This is a genomic window from Terriglobus sp. TAA 43 (assembly GCF_000800015.1).
Taxonomy (GTDB): Bacteria; Acidobacteriota; Terriglobia; order Terriglobales; family Acidobacteriaceae; genus Terriglobus.
Genome location: NZ_JUGR01000001.1, coordinates 1,463,705 through 1,481,151, shown reverse-complemented (window position 1 = coordinate 1,481,151; position 17,447 = coordinate 1,463,705). Strand labels below are relative to the sequence as shown.

General features: G+C 54.9%; 10 protein-coding genes. 2 read left to right on the top strand and 8 right to left on the bottom strand.

The features are described 5' to 3' along the window. Positions 1-114 precede the first annotated feature (114 nt). Together M504_RS06160 and M504_RS06155 are read right to left on the bottom strand one after the other, a co-directional pair. Complete coding sequence (locus tag M504_RS06160; RefSeq protein ID WP_047489118.1) at positions 115-2,124, bottom strand: M56 family metallopeptidase; 2,010 nt, start codon at positions 2,122-2,124, stop codon at positions 115-117. 13 nt (positions 2,125-2,137) lie between these two features. Further along, positions 2,138-2,521 (bottom strand): BlaI/MecI/CopY family transcriptional regulator, encoded by a 384-nt coding sequence (locus M504_RS06155; protein WP_052200808.1) that lies wholly within the window; start codon positions 2,519-2,521, stop codon positions 2,138-2,140. A gap of 282 nt (positions 2,522-2,803) precedes the next feature. Here M504_RS06155 and M504_RS06150 point away from each other — a divergent pair, with 282 nt between their 5' ends. Further along, positions 2,804-4,582 carry a capsule assembly Wzi family protein gene (locus M504_RS06150; RefSeq protein WP_232296176.1) on the top strand — a complete coding sequence of 593 codons (1,779 nt, stop codon included), beginning with the start codon at positions 2,804-2,806 and terminating at the stop codon, positions 4,580-4,582. Between the two features lie 113 nt (positions 4,583-4,695). On the opposite strand, the gene M504_RS06145 is transcribed toward M504_RS06150, so the two are convergent. From M504_RS06145 to M504_RS06130, 4 genes are all read right to left on the bottom strand, one after another. Next, on the bottom strand, positions 4,696-5,661 hold the full coding sequence (locus M504_RS06145; protein WP_047489113.1) for a formylglycine-generating enzyme family protein: 966 nt from the start codon (positions 5,659-5,661) through the stop codon (positions 4,696-4,698). Continuing rightward, positions 5,658-6,530 carry a peptidylprolyl isomerase gene (locus M504_RS21115; protein ID WP_084214393.1) on the bottom strand — a complete coding sequence of 291 codons (873 nt, stop codon included), beginning with the start codon at positions 6,528-6,530 and terminating at the stop codon, positions 5,658-5,660. Before M504_RS21115 ends, M504_RS06145 begins: the two co-directional genes overlap by 4 nt. Positions 6,531-6,622: 92 nt before the next feature. Next, the gene (locus tag M504_RS06135) at positions 6,623-9,922 is read right to left on the bottom strand and encodes a TonB-dependent receptor (RefSeq protein WP_047489110.1); all 3,300 of its coding nucleotides are present in this window, start codon (positions 9,920-9,922) and stop codon (positions 6,623-6,625) included. A 59-nt stretch (positions 9,923-9,981) separates the two neighbouring features. Further along, positions 9,982-11,487, bottom strand: coding sequence for a sulfatase-like hydrolase/transferase (locus M504_RS06130; protein ID WP_084214391.1), 1,506 nt, complete (start codon positions 11,485-11,487; stop codon positions 9,982-9,984). Between the two features lie 529 nt (positions 11,488-12,016). On the opposite strand from M504_RS06130, the gene M504_RS06125 reads away from it, so the two are divergent. After that, on the top strand, positions 12,017-13,102 hold the full coding sequence (locus tag M504_RS06125; RefSeq protein WP_156993580.1) for a hypothetical protein: 1,086 nt from the start codon (positions 12,017-12,019) through the stop codon (positions 13,100-13,102). A gap of 130 nt (positions 13,103-13,232) precedes the next feature. Here M504_RS06125 and M504_RS06120 read toward each other — a convergent pair whose 3' ends face one another. Both M504_RS06120 and M504_RS22475 read right to left on the bottom strand, forming a co-directional pair. Then, positions 13,233-16,460, bottom strand: a complete 3,228-nt coding sequence (locus M504_RS06120; protein ID WP_047489105.1) for an error-prone DNA polymerase — start codon at positions 16,458-16,460, stop codon at positions 13,233-13,235. Further along, positions 16,453-17,430: a hypothetical protein gene (locus M504_RS22475; RefSeq protein WP_232296310.1), complete on the bottom strand. Its 978-nt coding sequence runs from the start codon at positions 17,428-17,430 to the stop codon at positions 16,453-16,455. Before M504_RS22475 ends, M504_RS06120 begins: the two co-directional genes overlap by 8 nt. Between the last annotated feature and the right edge of the window lie 17 nt (positions 17,431-17,447).

The window sequence follows — 17,447 nt, the reverse complement described above, 5'->3', positions numbered from 1 at the left end:
AAGCGTGCTTTGTCATGCACGCCGGAAAAAGGCGTGGCTCCGCCGTTGCGGCGAATACGCCGCAACGACAAACCGTTTGCAATGTTTAGGTGTTTGCCCGGTGCTGCTGAACGTTTAGTTCAGCAAGCCCGACATCTTCAGCTTCGTCAGCTTATCCAGATCGGTCCCGTTAAAACCGTGCGCCTTGGCATCGGCGACGAATTTGTCGTCAATGTGGAAGGTGATTGCCTGGCGCATGGCGTGCAAGTCTGCGTTCGGGAAGTTGGCTTTCAGCCACTTCGCATACTCCGGCGTCATGCCCTGTGCTTTCATGCTGACCAGGTCATGTGCGGAGTTTGCGGAGAAGCCTGCAGCTGCCATGGCACTTGCATATTCCGGTGTAACGCCTACTGCCCGCATACTTACCAGTTCATGGAAGTCTTTCGGTGCGAAGCCCGAGCTCTTCAATCCGGCAGCATATTCGGGAGTGACGCCCACGGCCTTCATGCTGGTTAAGTCATGCATAGTAGGCTTGCCGAGCCCCAATGACTCCATCTGCTGCGCATACTCTGGCGTTACACCGAGCGTCTTGAACGAGATCACATCGTGAAAGTTTGCCGGCGCAGAAGATGAAGCCTTCAGCGACTTTACATAGTCAGGTGTCACACCGACAGCCTTCAGCGTGGTCAGTTCTTTCAGCGTGGGTTTGCCCATGCCCGCTTGTGCCATCGCGCCTGCATATTCGGGCGTTACACCAACGGAGCGAAGGCGGATGATCTCATCGAGATCGTTGTTGAGATCCAGCGGATAGCCAGCTGCCTTCATACCGTCGAGATATTGCATGCCGTTCTGCTTCACTTCTTGCGAAGAGTTCTGATTGACTGCACGTGGAGCAGGTGCAGGATTTGGCTCGGGATTTGCATCTGCAATGTCTATGTTCGTCGATTGAACTGTTTCAACGTCGACCCTCGGTTTTACCGCGATAGAAACTTCCGGTGTTGATTGTGCAGCCACGCGTGGAGCAACTTCTGCTATCGGTGCAACCGCAGCTTTTGGCTTTATTTCCATCTTCATGCTGTGCGCTACGTGCGGAACTGCATACAGTCCCACCAACGCCAGCCCTGCCGTCATCATTCGGATTCCGCTCATCTGTCTTTGCTCCATTGCTTTCTCTCCCATAACTCGCCGTACTCGTTGCAAAAGCGTCCCACCATTGCCGTTCAATGCCATTGCCAGTCGTGGCTGAAAGCGTTGTTCCTCCATCTGCAGTAGCGCTGCTGCATAGATTGCAGGATCCGCGCACGTTTGCGCTGCAGCCTCGTCACAACACACTTCTCGAAAATCTCTGACACGGTGGCTGATCCACCACACGGCCGGATGGAAGAAGAAAAGGCACTCCGTCACTGTTTGCATCAGGTTGACGAGGTAATCCCACCGCCGTACATGGGCGAGCTCGTGCGCGAGTACGGCCTCCATCTGCTCGGGTGTCAACTGCGCAACGGCACTCAGTGGTACAAGAACCACGGTGCGCCACGCGCCAAACACCATCGGCGAAATCACCTCGTCAGACATGCGCAGTAGGACACCACGGCTCAATTCATACCTGCGCTTCAATCGTTCAAATGCAACTTGGACGTCGGCTGGTACGGCGGTGCTGGCTCGCAACTTCAGTCCGCGTAGCTGCCACCATCCGCCGGCGGCGCGCACTGCCAGCAAGACCACACCCAGAAGCCATACGGCATCCATACACGGCAGTAGCAATCCGGCATTTTCTGCGATCCAAAGTTCACTCCCGCTTACAACAGGGGCTGCAGCAGGCAACTCATCCAGAATCGCAGTGTGCATACCGCCCAGGCGCGAGGCGACGACCGGGAGTTGTTGCTCCGCCTGCGTAGACGACTGCACGCTGTGCAGCGCCGGAACCACCAGCCGTTCCTGCTCCACAAAGGTTGCGATCGCGGCAAGCGGCATGAGTGCGAGTGCAATTACCGCGATGCCATAGCGAATCGATGCAGAGGCGTTGCGTGTGAGTCGATCGATCAGCACATAGAGCACTGCGATCACTGCGCTCTGCCAGCAGAAGTGCAGAAGTGTCCATCCCAGCGCAACAACTTCGTCCGTGTGTACCCCAAGGTAAGCGCTCACCTCTTAGCTCCTTTCAAGACAGTTTCTTTGCAATGAGACTGCGGATCTCGCGAAGATCTTCTTCGCTGGCGGGCTCCATCTCCAGCGCCCGCAGTGCCAACTGCGCTGCTGAACCTGAGAAGAACCTGTCGCTTAACTCGCGCATGAAACGGCGCTCTGTATCTTCCTTTGCGATGGCAGCTCGATAAACGTGCGCACGTTCCGTGACGTCGCGCTCAACCAGGCCTTTGTCCAGCATGATCTGCATAAGTTTTTGCACTCCCGTGTACACCACGGGACGCCGTTCATTCACGGTTTCAAATACGTCGCGAACGGTAGCGTCGCCTCGCTCCCAAAGTATGGTCAGGAGCTCAAGCTCACCCTCTGTCGGCTTCGGAACTTGCTTGGTCATCTTCATGAGGAGGAACATATCCGAAGGTCTTCGTAGTTGTCAACGAAAATCTTCGTACGATGTGTGTCGGATGTCTAGATGTCTGATTTCATAGGTTCAGAACACGACAGTTTGTCCCACCAGGTTCGATGTTTTTCGCCTGGAAATCAGAATGACCGCTAAAATACAGCCAGGGCGACCCTCCGACCCTACCAAGATCTTTCCCCGTGCCTCACGTGCGTTTGCCGGCGGATAAACCTTTCAAAAACCAGTCGGCGGCGCGCTGGCATAGGCGTCACAGGGAAAAACGTGAGCTTAAATAAGACGCGCAATGCAACGGGACTTCTTCCCAAAAAGACAGTGATGCGGCGAGTCACGGGGCTTTTCAGTCTGGGCCTCATCATGACACCGATGGTCCGCACCTGGGGACAGGAAACCAGCAAGATCGCTGTTACTCCATCCTCGGCCGATGAGGAATCGTCAAAAACTGATCGTTTTGGATCAGTGAATGTTCCCATGGATAGTTGGGTATATCCGGCCCTGGATCGTCTTGCCAACCTAGGCTTCATCGGTTCACAGAGTGTCACGATACGCCCGTGGACGCGTAAGGAATGCCTGCGGCAACTCCTTGAAGCGCGCGACCTTTATTTAAAGGGCGAGGTCGCAGGACATGCGGACGGTGAAGTCGAACGTCTGCTCTCGGACCTTCTACGGGAGTTCAATCTGCCCTCGGATACGCCGGAAGCAGCCGTTGAATCGATCTACTTCCGTGAAGGAACCATTGCTGGACCAGCGCTGACGGATGGTTACCATTTTGGACAGACCTGGTGGAACGATTATGGAAGGCCGCTTGGTCGTGGTAACAGTGCGATTCTTGGCTATTCCGTGCGCGCCAACCGTAGCCGGTTCTTTTTTTATGCTCGGCAGGAGTTGCAGCAGTATCCAACGATTCAAGGCACGACACCACAACTTTCCAGTCTGATTAACTATCTGGATGAAACTACTAAAATTCCGGGTTATGCTCCTGTGACCCCGAATACTCCGGCAGGTGTGCGCCAGCGTCCGATTGAGCTGTACGCCGGACTGGGGTTTGCCGGGACACAGCTTTCCTTTGGCAAGCAGGTTATCTATTGGGGACCCACGAATATGGGGCCTCTGTCGTTTTCAATCAATGCGGAACCCACTTACAACCTGCGATTGTTGTCCACACGTCCACATTCCATCCCGTTCACTGATGGACATGTAACCTATCGCTTCGACCTTAATTTCGGAAAGTTATCTGGCCATCATTTCCCTGCGCGGCCCTATTACAACGGACAGAAAGCTGAGTTCACTTTCTTTGACACTCTTGAACTAGGCTTCACCCGATGGTCGATCTTGTGGGGGGTGGGACACCCGATGACAGTCGGAAGCCTTTGGCGAAATCTCACGAGCCATGCTTCTACCGGGACAAATTTCGCGTACGGAGATCGTGCCGATCCAGGAGACCGCAAGGCGGGGTTTGATTTCCGGCTGCATGTTCCGGGGCTGCGCAAATATGTGACCATTTACAGCGATTCCTACTCTGATGATGATGTGAGTCCGCTCAATGCGCCCAGGCGGGCGGTGTGGAGTCCGGGTATATATTTCTCTCGCTTACCTTTGATTCCGCATACGGATCTTCGGGTAGAAATGGCCAGCTCTGAAGAGTTAAGCGAGGACGAAGGGCGAGTTCGGAATTTTTCCAACAATCAGTACAGAGATGGCAACACGAATAAAGGCTTCATGCTTGGGAACGCGGTTGGTCGTGATGCGAGGGCGATCGAAGGTCGCGTGACGTATTGGAAGTCGGCGAACACCACCTTTGGTGGGGGTTTCCGCCAAACCAAGGGAGGAAACATGCTCCCGGGTGGGAGTACGGTCTCGGACGTTTTCGGGAATGTGACGGCGGGCATTGGCAGAGAGTGGACCATCAAGGCCTTTGTTCAGTACGAGCGATGGCTGCTTCCGGTATTGCAGCCGACGGCACAACAGAACGGCAGTGGCTGGATACAAGTGATGTGGACGCCGCAGAACTCAGTGTTGCGCAGGATTGGAAAGGCAAAGTAAGGGCGCCTGTCTGAAACCATCTGAGGCATCTGAAAGAACATAGATCCAATAAGGAACGTAAATGCGCATGGAGGTGTTCTCCATGCGCATTTGCTTTTGATCGCGGAGTCTTTCTAAGCTACGTCGCGAACGCAACGGAAGCCGATGTTCGTCGTCGCGCTGTCGGGCGTGTTAGAACTGCGAGCTGCGACGCGATAGCGATTGCAATAAGAACGATGACACAGATAGGAACCGCCCTTGAGCACGCGCGCTGTCCCTTGGGGCGGACCGATTGGATTGTGGCGAGTTGCAAGCTGGTGATAGGTGGGGTGAAACCAGTCTGCGATCCACTCCCATGTGTTGCCCGTGATGCCGAATAGCCCGTATCCATTAGGTGGAAATGCATCCACAGGGCAGGTCGAAGCGTAGCCGTCCTCTGCCGTATTCGAAGCAGGGAAGACTCCCTGCCAGATGTTGCACAGATGTTTTCCGCCCGGTGTAAGTTCGTTACCCCAAGGGTAGGCCTGCTGTTCCAGTCCTCCGCGCGCAGCGAATTCCCATTCAGCTTCGGTCGGTAGGCGTTTGCCCGCCCATGTGGCGTATGCTGCGGCGTCATTCCATGAAACCTGTACGACCGGGTGGTCTGTGCGGTCGGCGAGATTTGAACCAGGGCCCTCCGGATATAGCCAAGTGGCGCCTTCGATGACACGCCACCATTCTGTTCCGTGAACCGATTGTGCATCTACTGCAGAAGAATCTTCTGGAAGATCACCTGCAAAGACAAAGGACCATCCAATGCGTTCTGCTTCGGTGATGTACTGTGTGTCCTGCACAAACTTCATGAAGTCGCGATTGCGAACAGCATACTGATCCATCCAGAAAGAATCGACCGTCACTTGCCGCACCGGACCTTCTCCATCATTCGGAAAAGTGTCTGCTGACTCGGAACCCATCAGGAATGGTCCACCGGGCAGGAGGATCATTTCATCTGTACTACCGCTGATAGCGCGGATACGTGAGGATGAATCCTGTTGCGAACCCTGCCACAGGTCGCCGTGTTGTTTGCTCGGAACACAGCAGGGAGACGGATTCTTCTTCATTGCACTCTCTCCCCAGCAGCGATGCTGCGTTCGGGTTCCGGCAACATTTCGATTTCTGCACGACGCATCAGGTCTTCTGTGATCTGATTCAGCAACACCTGCTTGCGCTCTTCAAAAATATGTCGGGCAAGGTCAGTTCTGACTTCATCCAGTGGCTGAACGCCCGCGGGTTTCCAATCATGCAGCATGGCCAGATGAAGCCCGAATGTCGTTTCAAAAATGTCGCTGAGTTTGCGTTGTTCCAGTGCGAAGACCTGCGCTTCAAATTCGGGGACCATCATGCCGCGGCTGATCCAACCGAGCGACCCCCCATTGCCTTTGCAATCGGAGTAACGATCAGCAACCGCAACGAATGATTTTCCACGTTTGAGTTCGTTCTCAGCCTGTTTCAAAACATCGGTTGCTCTCACGCGTTCCGCTTCTGTCTCGGCGATCTGAACAATATGTGAAACCAGCCAGCGTTCTGGAAGTGTGAACGCCGCAGAGTTATTGCGATAGACTGATTCCACTTCGCGACGGTCAGGACGTTGTACATGTCGCGTTAGATACTGCTCTGCTTTCTTCACCATCAGGCGCGACATCATATCTGCGGTGATACCAATACCGCAGGACTGATTCGCAGCACTGCCCCACGTAGAGCGGCGTTCCTCCCCCGCTTCTTCATCGGTGGCAGTTATCCCTTCTGACACTGCAAGCTGATGCAGAAGGACCACGCGAAGCGTGTTACGTTCCGCTGTCTGCAGCATCCGGTGGTATTCCATAGGAGCTTGTTCCTGTACCTGCTGCGGCGTACGGCCACCGGAAATCTCGACGAATTCGCGATGAAATCGCTCGTCGCTGATGATCTCTCCATTAACGCGAACTGCCATGCCAACAGTGTACTTCTCGTGTTGTGCTTTGCTCTCTGTTGTCCAAAAGGAAAAGGGCACAGCACGCGGCTGTGCCCTTCGGGGTAAATGGATTAGAAGGTGATACGTCCTGCAATCTGCACAGTACGCATAGCCTGTGCGCTGGTGATCTGGCCAAATAGCGTGTTTCCAAGCGTGGTATTTGGGCTGCCCCACATGCGATGGTTCAGAACATTGAACCCTTCAATACGGAAGTTCAGGTTTGCGCCTTCCCACTTGGGAATGCCGAAGTTACGTTGCAGGCTCAGATCCACACGATTCTGTCCTGGCGACCGGATGGATCCCTTGCCTGCGTTGCCGTATGTGTACAGCGCATTTGTCCCAAAGCAACTTGTATTGAACCACTGCTGCCGGGTGTTGGGCGCCGTATGAACGGCGGAGCATAGTTGGTTCGGACGGTTCGTGGCGCCGGAGTTGGCGTTGTCAGAGCTGGTCGTTGGCGTGAGCGGCTGACCAGACTGCCACACCCACACGGGAGACGCAGCCCATCCACCAAGGACAGCCGATGCGATGCGGCTGTTGAAGATGGCGTGGCTGCCACTAGGAGCGGCAAACATGCCTGTCAACACTTCGCGGAATGGGATGTCGAAATCCGCTGGACCCCAGTTGATTGCGTGGTTGTACGCATCCTGTAGCGTGTCGCCTGCGGTTGAATTGTCGTTGACGTCCAATGCCTGGCTTAGCAAGCTGAAGGTACGACCATAGGTAATGGAGTTACGGAACTGGACACCCTGTGCGAAACGCTTCTCCACCTTGGTGGAGAGACCTTCATACTGCGAGGCGTTCCAATCGCCAATTTGGTTGAGCGTTGCGGCCGCAGTGTAGCCAAGGAACGGACGACGCGACGCGACGGACGTGCTGTTCAGCACCTTGGGCTGATTCAGGTTCGAGCGACCCAACAGGTGAACGCCATGGTTGCCCACGTAATTCACTTCCGCAAGTAAGCCCCATGGAAGCTGCTTCTGAGCAGACAAACTCCACTGCGACACATAGCCGTACTGCATGTGTTCTACCCAGCTGGTGATGGTGCCGGTATAGGCAGGATCAAGAGTGAAGGTTGCCGGATCAACTGCCGGAGAGCGCGGAATAGACTGCGTTGGCGACAGCTGGAACGACGTGCTGGTATTGAGCTGATCGCTGGTCTGCGAGATGGCGCCGTAGTTGTTGTAAGGCGGATTGGTGGACAAGCGGCTGGTGATACCAAGACCCTGATCCTGTGAATAGAACATGCCGAACGAACCACGCAGCGTCATGTCTTTTACATTGGGAACCCGATAGGCAAAGCCGACACGTGGTGCAATATTGTTCTTATCCGCATAAACCAGCGCGCGGGGAAGACGCTTATCGATGCCTGCCTTGATGTACTGCAGATAGAGCGGGCTATCCGGATCGGTGATGAAGTTCGCTTCGCCGTTGTTCACATCGTAGAACGGCATGAAGATTTCATAACGAGCGCCGTAGTTGATGGTCAGGTTAGGTGAAATGGTCCATTGGTCATTGGCATAACCGCCGTAATACCAGCCACGCTCTTCGCTTTTCAGAATGGTGCCTGTGTTGACGCTGTTGGCATAGCCCAGCAGCAGATCGGCCACACCGTAGCCGCTCGTGGAACGTGCTGTTGGAGATTGGGTAAATGCACCCGTGAAGCCAAGGCCGCCGCGCCCGTTGGATGCAGCCTGTGTGTTCGGACGAATCCACATCATTTCGCCACCGAACTTGGTCAGGTGCTTACCGTGCGACCAGGAGACGTTATCTGCCCAGTCCCATACGCCTGAGGTCTTGTGCAGTGGCGAGTTTCCAACTGCCTGAGAGCCAATGGTGCCAAGGCTGGTGACAGCGAACGTGGGCCAGCCTTCCGTAAGGTTTGGATCCAGCAGACCAGGGATGAATTCCTTGCGTGCCACCGTGCCCAATCCATCATCTGCAAGTGAGGTCCACGAGAATCGTAGTTCGTTCAGCAAGGATTGCGTGATGATGCGTGTATATCCAGCGCCAAGGCCTTTGGAGTCCACACGACTGTTGCCAGGATCCTGCGCACCGGGAAGACCTACACCTGTGTATGTATTGCTCAGCGTTTCGCCGTAGCGTGCAAAGATGCTGTCCTTGCTGCTGATGGTGTAGTCCACACGTCCAATACCGTTCTTAACGTCCGTCTTACTGGGAATAAACGACGTGTAGTAGTGGGTGTATGGATCCGTTGCGCTGGTGGCATTGGGCAACGGATACAGAGCGGCGAGCTGCTGTCCCATGGAGTTCAACTGCGCTGTCGGAATCTTGTTACCCGCAAAGGGCGTACGCACATACGAGCCATTCACCAACCGAGTGGTTGTTGGATCGTAGATGATGTACTTCGATTGCGAGAAGTCACCAGAGCGTTCCAATGCTGTGGGTACAGCCCCGTTGTTTTGTGAAGACGACTTGGTGTGACGGCCTTCATACGCTCCAAAGAAGAAGACCTTGTCCCTGATGATGTGTCCGCCAAAGCTGCCGCCGTACTGGTTCTGCACCAATTGCTGCTTGTTTACAGGCGTAGTGGTGAAATTGTACGGACGGGCATCCAGTACCTTGTTACGGATGAAGTCGTAGGCAGATCCGTGCCATTTGTTACTTCCGCTCTTGGTGATGGCGTTAAGAATTGCACCTGCACCTGCACCGAATTCGGCAGAATAGTTCGATGTCTGCACGGTGAATTCCTGCAGTGCATCGAGCGGCGGTCGCACCATGTCTCGTTGGCCGTTATCCAGACCGCGGATGTAGTTCACGTTGCGTGCGCCATCGAGCAGGAACGAGTTCTGCAAACCATCGTTGCCATAAGCAACGAAGGAGTTATCACGGCCTGAGTTCTGCGGCACTACACCGGGAATGAAGTTCGCCGCCTGGATGTAGTTGCGGCCGTTCAAAGGGATGTCGGTGAGTTCTTTGTTCTCAATGACCTGCTGTACGGTCTGCGACTTGTCTTCAATCAGTGGCGCCTGTGCGGTCACAGTGACGGCGTCGCTGGCTGAACCAAGTTCCAGTGCCGGGCGCAACGTGACGGTGGCGCCCACCTGCACGTTGACCGCTTGCTGCTGATACGTCTTGAAGCCCGACGCCGTGATGCTGACGTTGTAGTTACCCGGCGGCACTAGTGGAACTTCCGCGATGCCGTGGTCGTTGGTGGTGAGCGTACGTAGTTGCACGCCTGTGTCTGTACCTGTGACTACTACCTGAGCATTCGGCACAGCCGCGCCGCCCGCGTCGAACACGGTGATGCTGATGGCACCGGTTGAGTTTTGGGCGTGCAGCATCGTGGCTGAAAGAAACAGAGCCGGGAGTGGCGCATAGGCAAGAAGGTGTCTTAATCGGTATGTCATTTTTATCCACGACCGGGGTCGTGGCCTCCTGAAATGTTGTTGCTGTCGTTCGTTCCGGCTTAGTACGAATTGCCGGTTTTCACGGCAGGCGGAGCATCAATGTCCAGCGGGTCGCCTAGCCGTTTTTGTTCGGCCTTGAGCTTTGCGATCATGTCCGTCTTCACCGACGCGTATTGCGGATCGTTGATGAGGTCGTGCATCTCCCAGGGATCGTTCTCAAGGTCAAAGAGTTGATAACGCTTGATGGGCACGTAGAAGATCAGCTTGTGCTTCTTCGTGCGGATGGAGCGCTGGATGACGTTCAGCCATCCGAACATCGCATCGTGCAGCGGCGCAATGGACTGCCCCAGCACCATCGGTTTCAGGCTGGGGAACTCCACGTGCTTCGGAACGGGGACGCCCGCCAGTTCGCAGGTGGTGGCATACATGCTGTGCTGGTAGACCATCTCGTCCACGTGCGTTCCGGCCTTGATGCCAGGGCCACGCATGATCAGAGGCATACGCATGGAGCATTCGTACTGGTTCTGCTTGCCCATCAGTCCGTGCTCGCCAACGGCAAGACCGTGATCGGCGGTCAGGATCACGTAGGTGTTCTTCGCCTGTCCGTTCTTGTCCAGTGCATCCAGCACGCGGCCAATCTGCGCATCCATGTGCGTGATGATGGCGTAGTACTCCTTACGGTGCGTCTTCACGTCGAGTTCAGTCCGGGGGAAGGGAGCAAGCTGCTCGTCGCGCGTATGGAAGTCGCCCTGATCAAAGGGGTGCTGAGGAAGGTAGTTCGGCGGAAGTGCGATCTTATCCACCGGATACATCGCCTGGTATTCCTCAGGAGCCTGTCGCGGATCATGCGGTGCATTGAAGCCCACGTACATGAAGAAAGGCTTCTCGTGCTTCCCGCGTTGCCCATTCAGGAAGTCGATAGCGGAGTCTGCATAGACTTCGGACGAATGCTTTGTCTCACCTTCGGGACCATCGAGCCAAAGATGCTTGTCTAGCCAGTGTCCTTTCAGAGAACGGTCAGTCGGGCTCCACACGTTTCCTGGCGCAGGCCGCAGGTACATGTTGTGGGCTGGATCTTTCGGATCGTGAGTGGAATCCAGATAGCCAGGTCCGGTCGTCTTCAGATCGCTGAACGAACGCTGCAGGGAAACGGCGTCAAGATGCCACTTGCCAGTCTGGAATGTCCGGTACCCTGCATTGCGCAAAGTCTGACCCCACACAGGAATCATCCCGGACTGGTTGTCCACGAGCGCCTTCTGGGCTTTGAACGGAGACAGCCCGGTGTTGAGCATTGTTCGGCTGGCGATGCAGACGGCGCCTGTCCACGAACCGGAGTGGAAGCAATGGGTGAAATGGATGCCACCGCGAACCAGCCGGTCGATGTTTGGGGTATGGACTTCGGGGTTGTTGATGGAGTTAATCGTGCGGAACATCAGATCGTCCGCAATGAAGAAGAGGAAGTTGGGCCGGCTGTCGGCGGTCGCCGATGTGGATGCCATTGCGGCTCGTGCCTGTGTGGCGGCAAGAGCGGCAGAGGAAAGACCTACAAATTCACGTCTGTTCATCGTCATTCTCAAGAGGGGAAAAGGCCTTCGTATTTATGGGAAGGCGGTCAAAGGATATGGAGGCATGGAAACAGTGCAACCCTGAAGGGCCGCGCATACCACTGGCAAGGGTCAGCAGGAGATTCACGGTGTTTCACGTGTGAAACACGCGAGAAATCCCGGTTATTCCTTCATTTTGGGAGGATTATCGACAACAACAACAGGTCGGAATGCGCTGCGAAATTGCGCGCATTGCCGTACAAGGCTTGGGTCGCACTTGTGAGTGGAAAGAGGAAGGTGATAGAAGCATGACGTGTCTATAACGCCTGAGACTGTGGCAAATACCGAAAGTTCGGCAGAGTTGCTGGAACTGGAACGTGTCCTAACCAGTCATTCTTTCGCCAAGTCTCCGCGCCTCTGTTCCCTCCTTGGGTTCATAGTAACGCACTCACTTCGGGGCTCCCATGGAGACCTGACTGAGCAACAGGTCGGTATCCAGGTCTTCGGACGGACTCCTGGTTACAACTCCTCAGAGGACACGATTGTCCGCGTGACTGTCCGGCAGCTGCGCCAGCGATTGGATCTCTACTATTCGTCCGAGGGGGCAGGAAACGAGTTCCGGATCGATATTCCGAAGGGCGGCTACATCGCCGTGGTTGAGAGGCAGGCCGTAAGGAAGGTCTCGGAAGCTCCGGCGATTATTGCTCCGGTTTCGCCGCCTCCATCTGTGTCAGTCGCATCGGTTCCTGTGCCACCGACTCCAAGCCGAAAGCCATACGTCTTCGCGATTGCGTTGCTGGGTATTGCGGTTTTGGTTCTGGGAGACATCTGTATTCAGCAGCGTCGCGTCGCTTCTGTTCCCGTCGCACGCAAAGGCCCCATTCCTCTCTGGCAGGCGCTGTTTACGTCGGACCGAAAGACTTTGATTGTGCCTGGTGATGCCGCACTCGACATGTTCACCATATGGGAACAGAAGTCCGTGCCATTGGACTGGTACGCCACCCACACGTACGACAGGGAGTCGAAGGCGAGCGTGCCCCCCTCACACACAGACGTTCCTCTGGCCACGCGATCTGTTACACCCATGGCTGACCTGGCTCTCGTTGCCAATCTCGTTCGCGCACCCGAACACATGGGAATGCCGGAGCTGGAAAAGAACATTGAGGTTCGATATGCGCGCGATATCGTCGTGGCGGATACGCACGACAATAATCTGATCCTCATCGGACCAGAGAGCTTTGACCCGTGGGTCACGCTGTATCAGCCAGAGATGGATTTCGTCGCTCACTATGATTACGTGTCGGATGTGTACACCATCCAGAACAAATCGCCCCGAGCGGGGGAGCAGGCGTCTTACATCTATCGACGCATTAAGCCGAATCTAAAAAACTATACGCACATTGCACTGCTAACAAATTCCCAGGGGCAGGGCCGCGTACTGATCGTGGAAGGCACTTCCATGGGAACGACGTACGGAGCTGTGAACTTCCTCACAAGTGAATGGCTCTATGCCCCCGTCCTCCGGCAGGCCACGGATAGTTCCGGCCGCCTCCATGATTTTGAGGTGTTATTGAGCGGTGACTTCATTCACGGAGGCGTTGGCAATTCAAAGGTGGTCGCTTTCCACGTGCACTAACCTTGGTGAAAGACCGTCGAACTGCACCGCACAACGCTTCTGACTCACGTCAAGGTAAGCTTGGCTCGTCTCCGCGGTGCAGGCTTCTTTTGACCGACTTCGTTCTAAATCCACCATTTGTGCCCCCTTGTTAGTGGAAATCGTGAGATGTCACCTGAAGATTTCCGACGTTACTGTCGAGTGAAAGTTCTTTGAATGAACTTGCCATGACGTGAATGATCGGACCTTCTTTCTGCAGAGGGCCTTCTATTGCAATGAACTTTGCACGCGTAACCACTTGTCTATTCCGTTCAAAGAATTCCGGGGATACGAAGACATTAAAAACCCCTGTTTCGTCGGCAACTGACAGGAACACTACTCCTGATGCCGTGCCGGGACGCTGCTTAGCGATTGCGAGACCAGCAGTCCGGACATATGCCCCATTACGCTGCTGCGCGAGATCCACCGCACGCAGATAGCCTTTGCGTTGAAGTTCCTGACGGCGAAACCACATCGGATGCGGTCCCGTTGTTACGCTACTGACGGCATAATCCGCTACCAGTCGCTCTTCTCCTGTCATGGGAAGCAATGGCGACTCGGCATCCTCCTCATGTAGCCATCGGCTGTGTTGCATCAACAGTGGCCCCTCCAGCTTACCTGCACGTTCGATTTGCCATAGTGCATCCCTTCGGTGCTCCACTCCATCGAGACTGTTCAACGCTCCGACATTTGCCAGAAGTGATAGTTCCTTGCGGTTTAGTTGTGGTACTCGGAGGACAAGATCATCCACTGTGGTAAATCGTGCGAGCCTTCGCGCTTGTACGATCGCCTCTGCACATTGACCTCGTAGTCCGCGGATGTATCCGAGGCCCAGCCGTAACGATAAGGAATGATTGGCTTCATGTTCAATCGAGCAGGGCCAATCGGAGTTTTGGATGTCGATGGGTTTCACGCGCAGGCCATGACGCCTTGCGTCTTCAACAAGCACTGACGGGCTGTAGAAGCCCATCGGCTGGTTGTTGAGCATGGCACATGTGAACGCGGCCAGATATTTCACTTTGATAAAGGCCGACGCATAGGCAATCAGTGCGAAGCTGGCGGCATGGCTCTCGGGAAAACCGTACAGTGCAAATGAACTGATGTTCTGGATGATCGTCTCCTGTGTCTCGGTATCCAATCCGTTCGCCGTCATTCCTTCACGAAGTCTTCCTTCGAGATTTTTCATGCGTTCCCATGAGCGACGCATGCCAACTGCACGTCGCAGCTCCTCCGCCTCGGAGCCAGTGAAGTTTGCGACGACCATTGCCATGCGCAACAACTGTTCTTGAAAGAGAGGCACCCCGAGTGTTCGCTTTAACGTGGATTCAAGAGAAGGATGCGGATAGCTCACTTTTTCTTGTTCCTGGCGCCGCCGCATATAGGGATGCATCATTTTTCCTACGATGGGACCTGGTCGGATGATTGCGACCTGTACGACGAGGTCATAAAATTCCTTGGGACAATTGCGCGGTAACGATGCCATCTGCGCCCGGCTCTCCACCTGAAACATTCCAATTGTGTCCGCACGTTGCAGCGTGCGATAGACCTCTTCGTCCTCGGGAAGCTGCGCCAGATCGAGCGGTTCTCCGTAGTGCTGTGGCACAAGGGTAAGGCAGTCTTTCAACACTGCCATCATGCCAAGACCCAACAGATCAACCTTGATAATGCCAAGGTTCGCGCAGTCTTCTTTATCCCACTGCACCACGGTACGCCCAGCCATCGATGCACGTTCGAGCGGAACTACCTTATCGAGTGCGTTCTGACAGATCACCATGCCGCCCGAGTGCTGCCCGAGATGACGTGGTAGATCCTGAACCCGCATACAGAGCTCAAGATACTTTGCGATACGCGGATGCTGCACGTCGAAGCCCGCATTGTGAAAAGAACGAGCCATCGTGTCATTCGGGCCTTTCCACTCATAGTTTGCGACTAATCCAGAGAGGCGCTGCAGCGATTCAGGGTCAAAGCCAAGCGCCTTTCCGACTTCACGCGCTGCTGACTTGCCACGATAGGTGATGACGTTAGCGGTCATGGCAGCGCCGAGTTGACCATAACGTTCGTACACGTACTGGATGGCCTGCTCGCGCTTTTCTTCCGAAGGGAGGTCGAGATCGATGTCGGGCCACTCGCCTCGGCTATCGGACAGAAAGCGTTCGAAGAGTAATTCCATCCCAACCGGATCGATTGCTGTTATCTCCAGCGCGTAGCAAACCGCAGAATTCGCGGCACTGCCACGACCCTGAATAAGAATTCCGTTCTTTTTACAAAACTCGACGATGTCCCAAACGATGAGGAAGTAGCCAGCGAAGCCGAGCCTTGCGATCAACTTCAGTTCATGTGCAACTTGCTTCTTCGCACTTTCTAAGAGTGCAGCGTCACGGTTCGGTCCATATCTCCGTGTAACACCTTCTGCAACACGCTTCTCAAGGAAGCTATCCATTGTTTCGCCATCAGGTACGGGATAGCGCGGGAATTCATAGCCCAAATCCGAGAGCTGGAATTGCAACCGAGAAGAGAGTTCCAGCGTGTTTTCAATTGCGCCAGGCACATCGCGAAACAACGCCGCCATGCGATTCGCTGGACGGAGATGCCGTTGATTGTTCGAAGCGAGCAAGCGTCCGGCATCGTCGAGGCGCGTGTGGTTGCGTACCGCAGTGAAAAGGTCTGAGATCTCACGGTCGTACCTGGTGGCGTAGCGGACCCCATTCGTTGCAAGCACTGGCAGCCTAAGCGACTCCGCGATTCGGATCGCAGCCTGATTCCTCCATTCCTCTGCGCGCTCTCGGTGACGTTGCAACTCAACGTAGACATTGTTCGGACCGAAGATGCGAACGAGTTGTTCGACTGTCTCGCGACCTGCCGATTCACCACCTCGCATGAGTGCAGCAGCTAGCGGTCCTTCATCGCCACCGGTTAGGCAAATCAGTCCTCGCCCGTACTCTTCAAAATCCCCAGGCTTGGCGGCGCCTTCCAGCTTCGTGGGTTCTCGCATTTTGAAGCGTGTAATGAGTTGGCATAGGTTCTGATAGCCCTCGCGCGTTTCACAAAGCAGTGGGAGACGAACTGGCTCGGGTACGTGTTGATGAGGAAGCCATACAGGTGGAACGAGTCGTTGTCCAAAACCCGTGACTGCCACTTCAGCCCCTACATGCGCGGTGATCTTGTTCTCTGACGCGATCTTGTGAAACCGAGCCGAGCCGTAAAAGCCATTGCGATCCATGAGTGCCAGTGCCGGCATTTCAAGCGCAAATGCACGCTCGGCGAGCGCTTCCGGTTGGGATCCTCCTTCAAGGAACGAGAATGCGCTTGCCGAATGGAGCTCGATGTAGCGATCAGTCATACAGACCTTCCATACGCCACTCGTTTTGAACGAAATCTCTCGCGAGTCTGCATGCGAGAAATGCGTTGTCTTTGGATCTCGCGATCACATCCCACTGTTCATTGCCCCAGATAGCTTCGTTCCACCAATCGCCACCATTCAGCCAGGGGCCGTAGGCTTTCTCCACCGCATAACGACGAGAGCGGAAGTAGATCTCGCAGGGGCGTCCCAATCTCACAGCAACCGTTGTCCGTTCGGCGGGGCGCAACACGCGCAGACACAAGCGCTCTGTGGCGGTGAAGGGAAGTGGCTCGGTAGACACAATTACAAAAGGTTCAATATGGAAGTCATCTGAGCGCCGCGTGTCGTCGAGAACGGCTTGTCCGACATTGCCTTCGCCAACAATGGCAGTGATACGAGCCAGTGTGATGTCCAATCTTCCCGGCTCCGGCAATTGTGGTGAAAAGAGACCAAGCTGTACTTTGCTGGTGGGACCCGGTTCTGCGTGCAGATGAACTCTCAGGATCGAAGCTTGTGGAGGATGGTTATGTAGATCGAGATGAAGCAGCTTTAACCAAAGCTGCTTGTCATTTGTGGGAACGCGCGGATTCACGGTACGTTCGTACTTTCCACCATCTTCGAGATACAGAGTGATTGTGATCGACGCCAGAGCGTAGACACGTGACTTCGCTCGCAGAATCAACTGCTCCATCATTGTGGAGAGGCCAAAGAGCAATGACTCCAAGTCATCGAGTGGCGAATCCAGTTCCCTTTGTTCTTCCAGAATGAACGGCACATCAATTGGCTGCAGGAGATGTGGATGTTCTCCCCGCGCCAGTTGAAGTAGGCGTTTTCCATCTTGCCCAACTCGCGAAATCAGTGACTTCTCCGGCAGAGCCGATAATGCACCGACAGTGCGAATGCCCCAAGTACGAAATGTCTCTTCTTGTGTTTCGCTCATGTCGAGCACTGACAGCGGAAGAACAGACATTGCTTTCGCTTCATCTC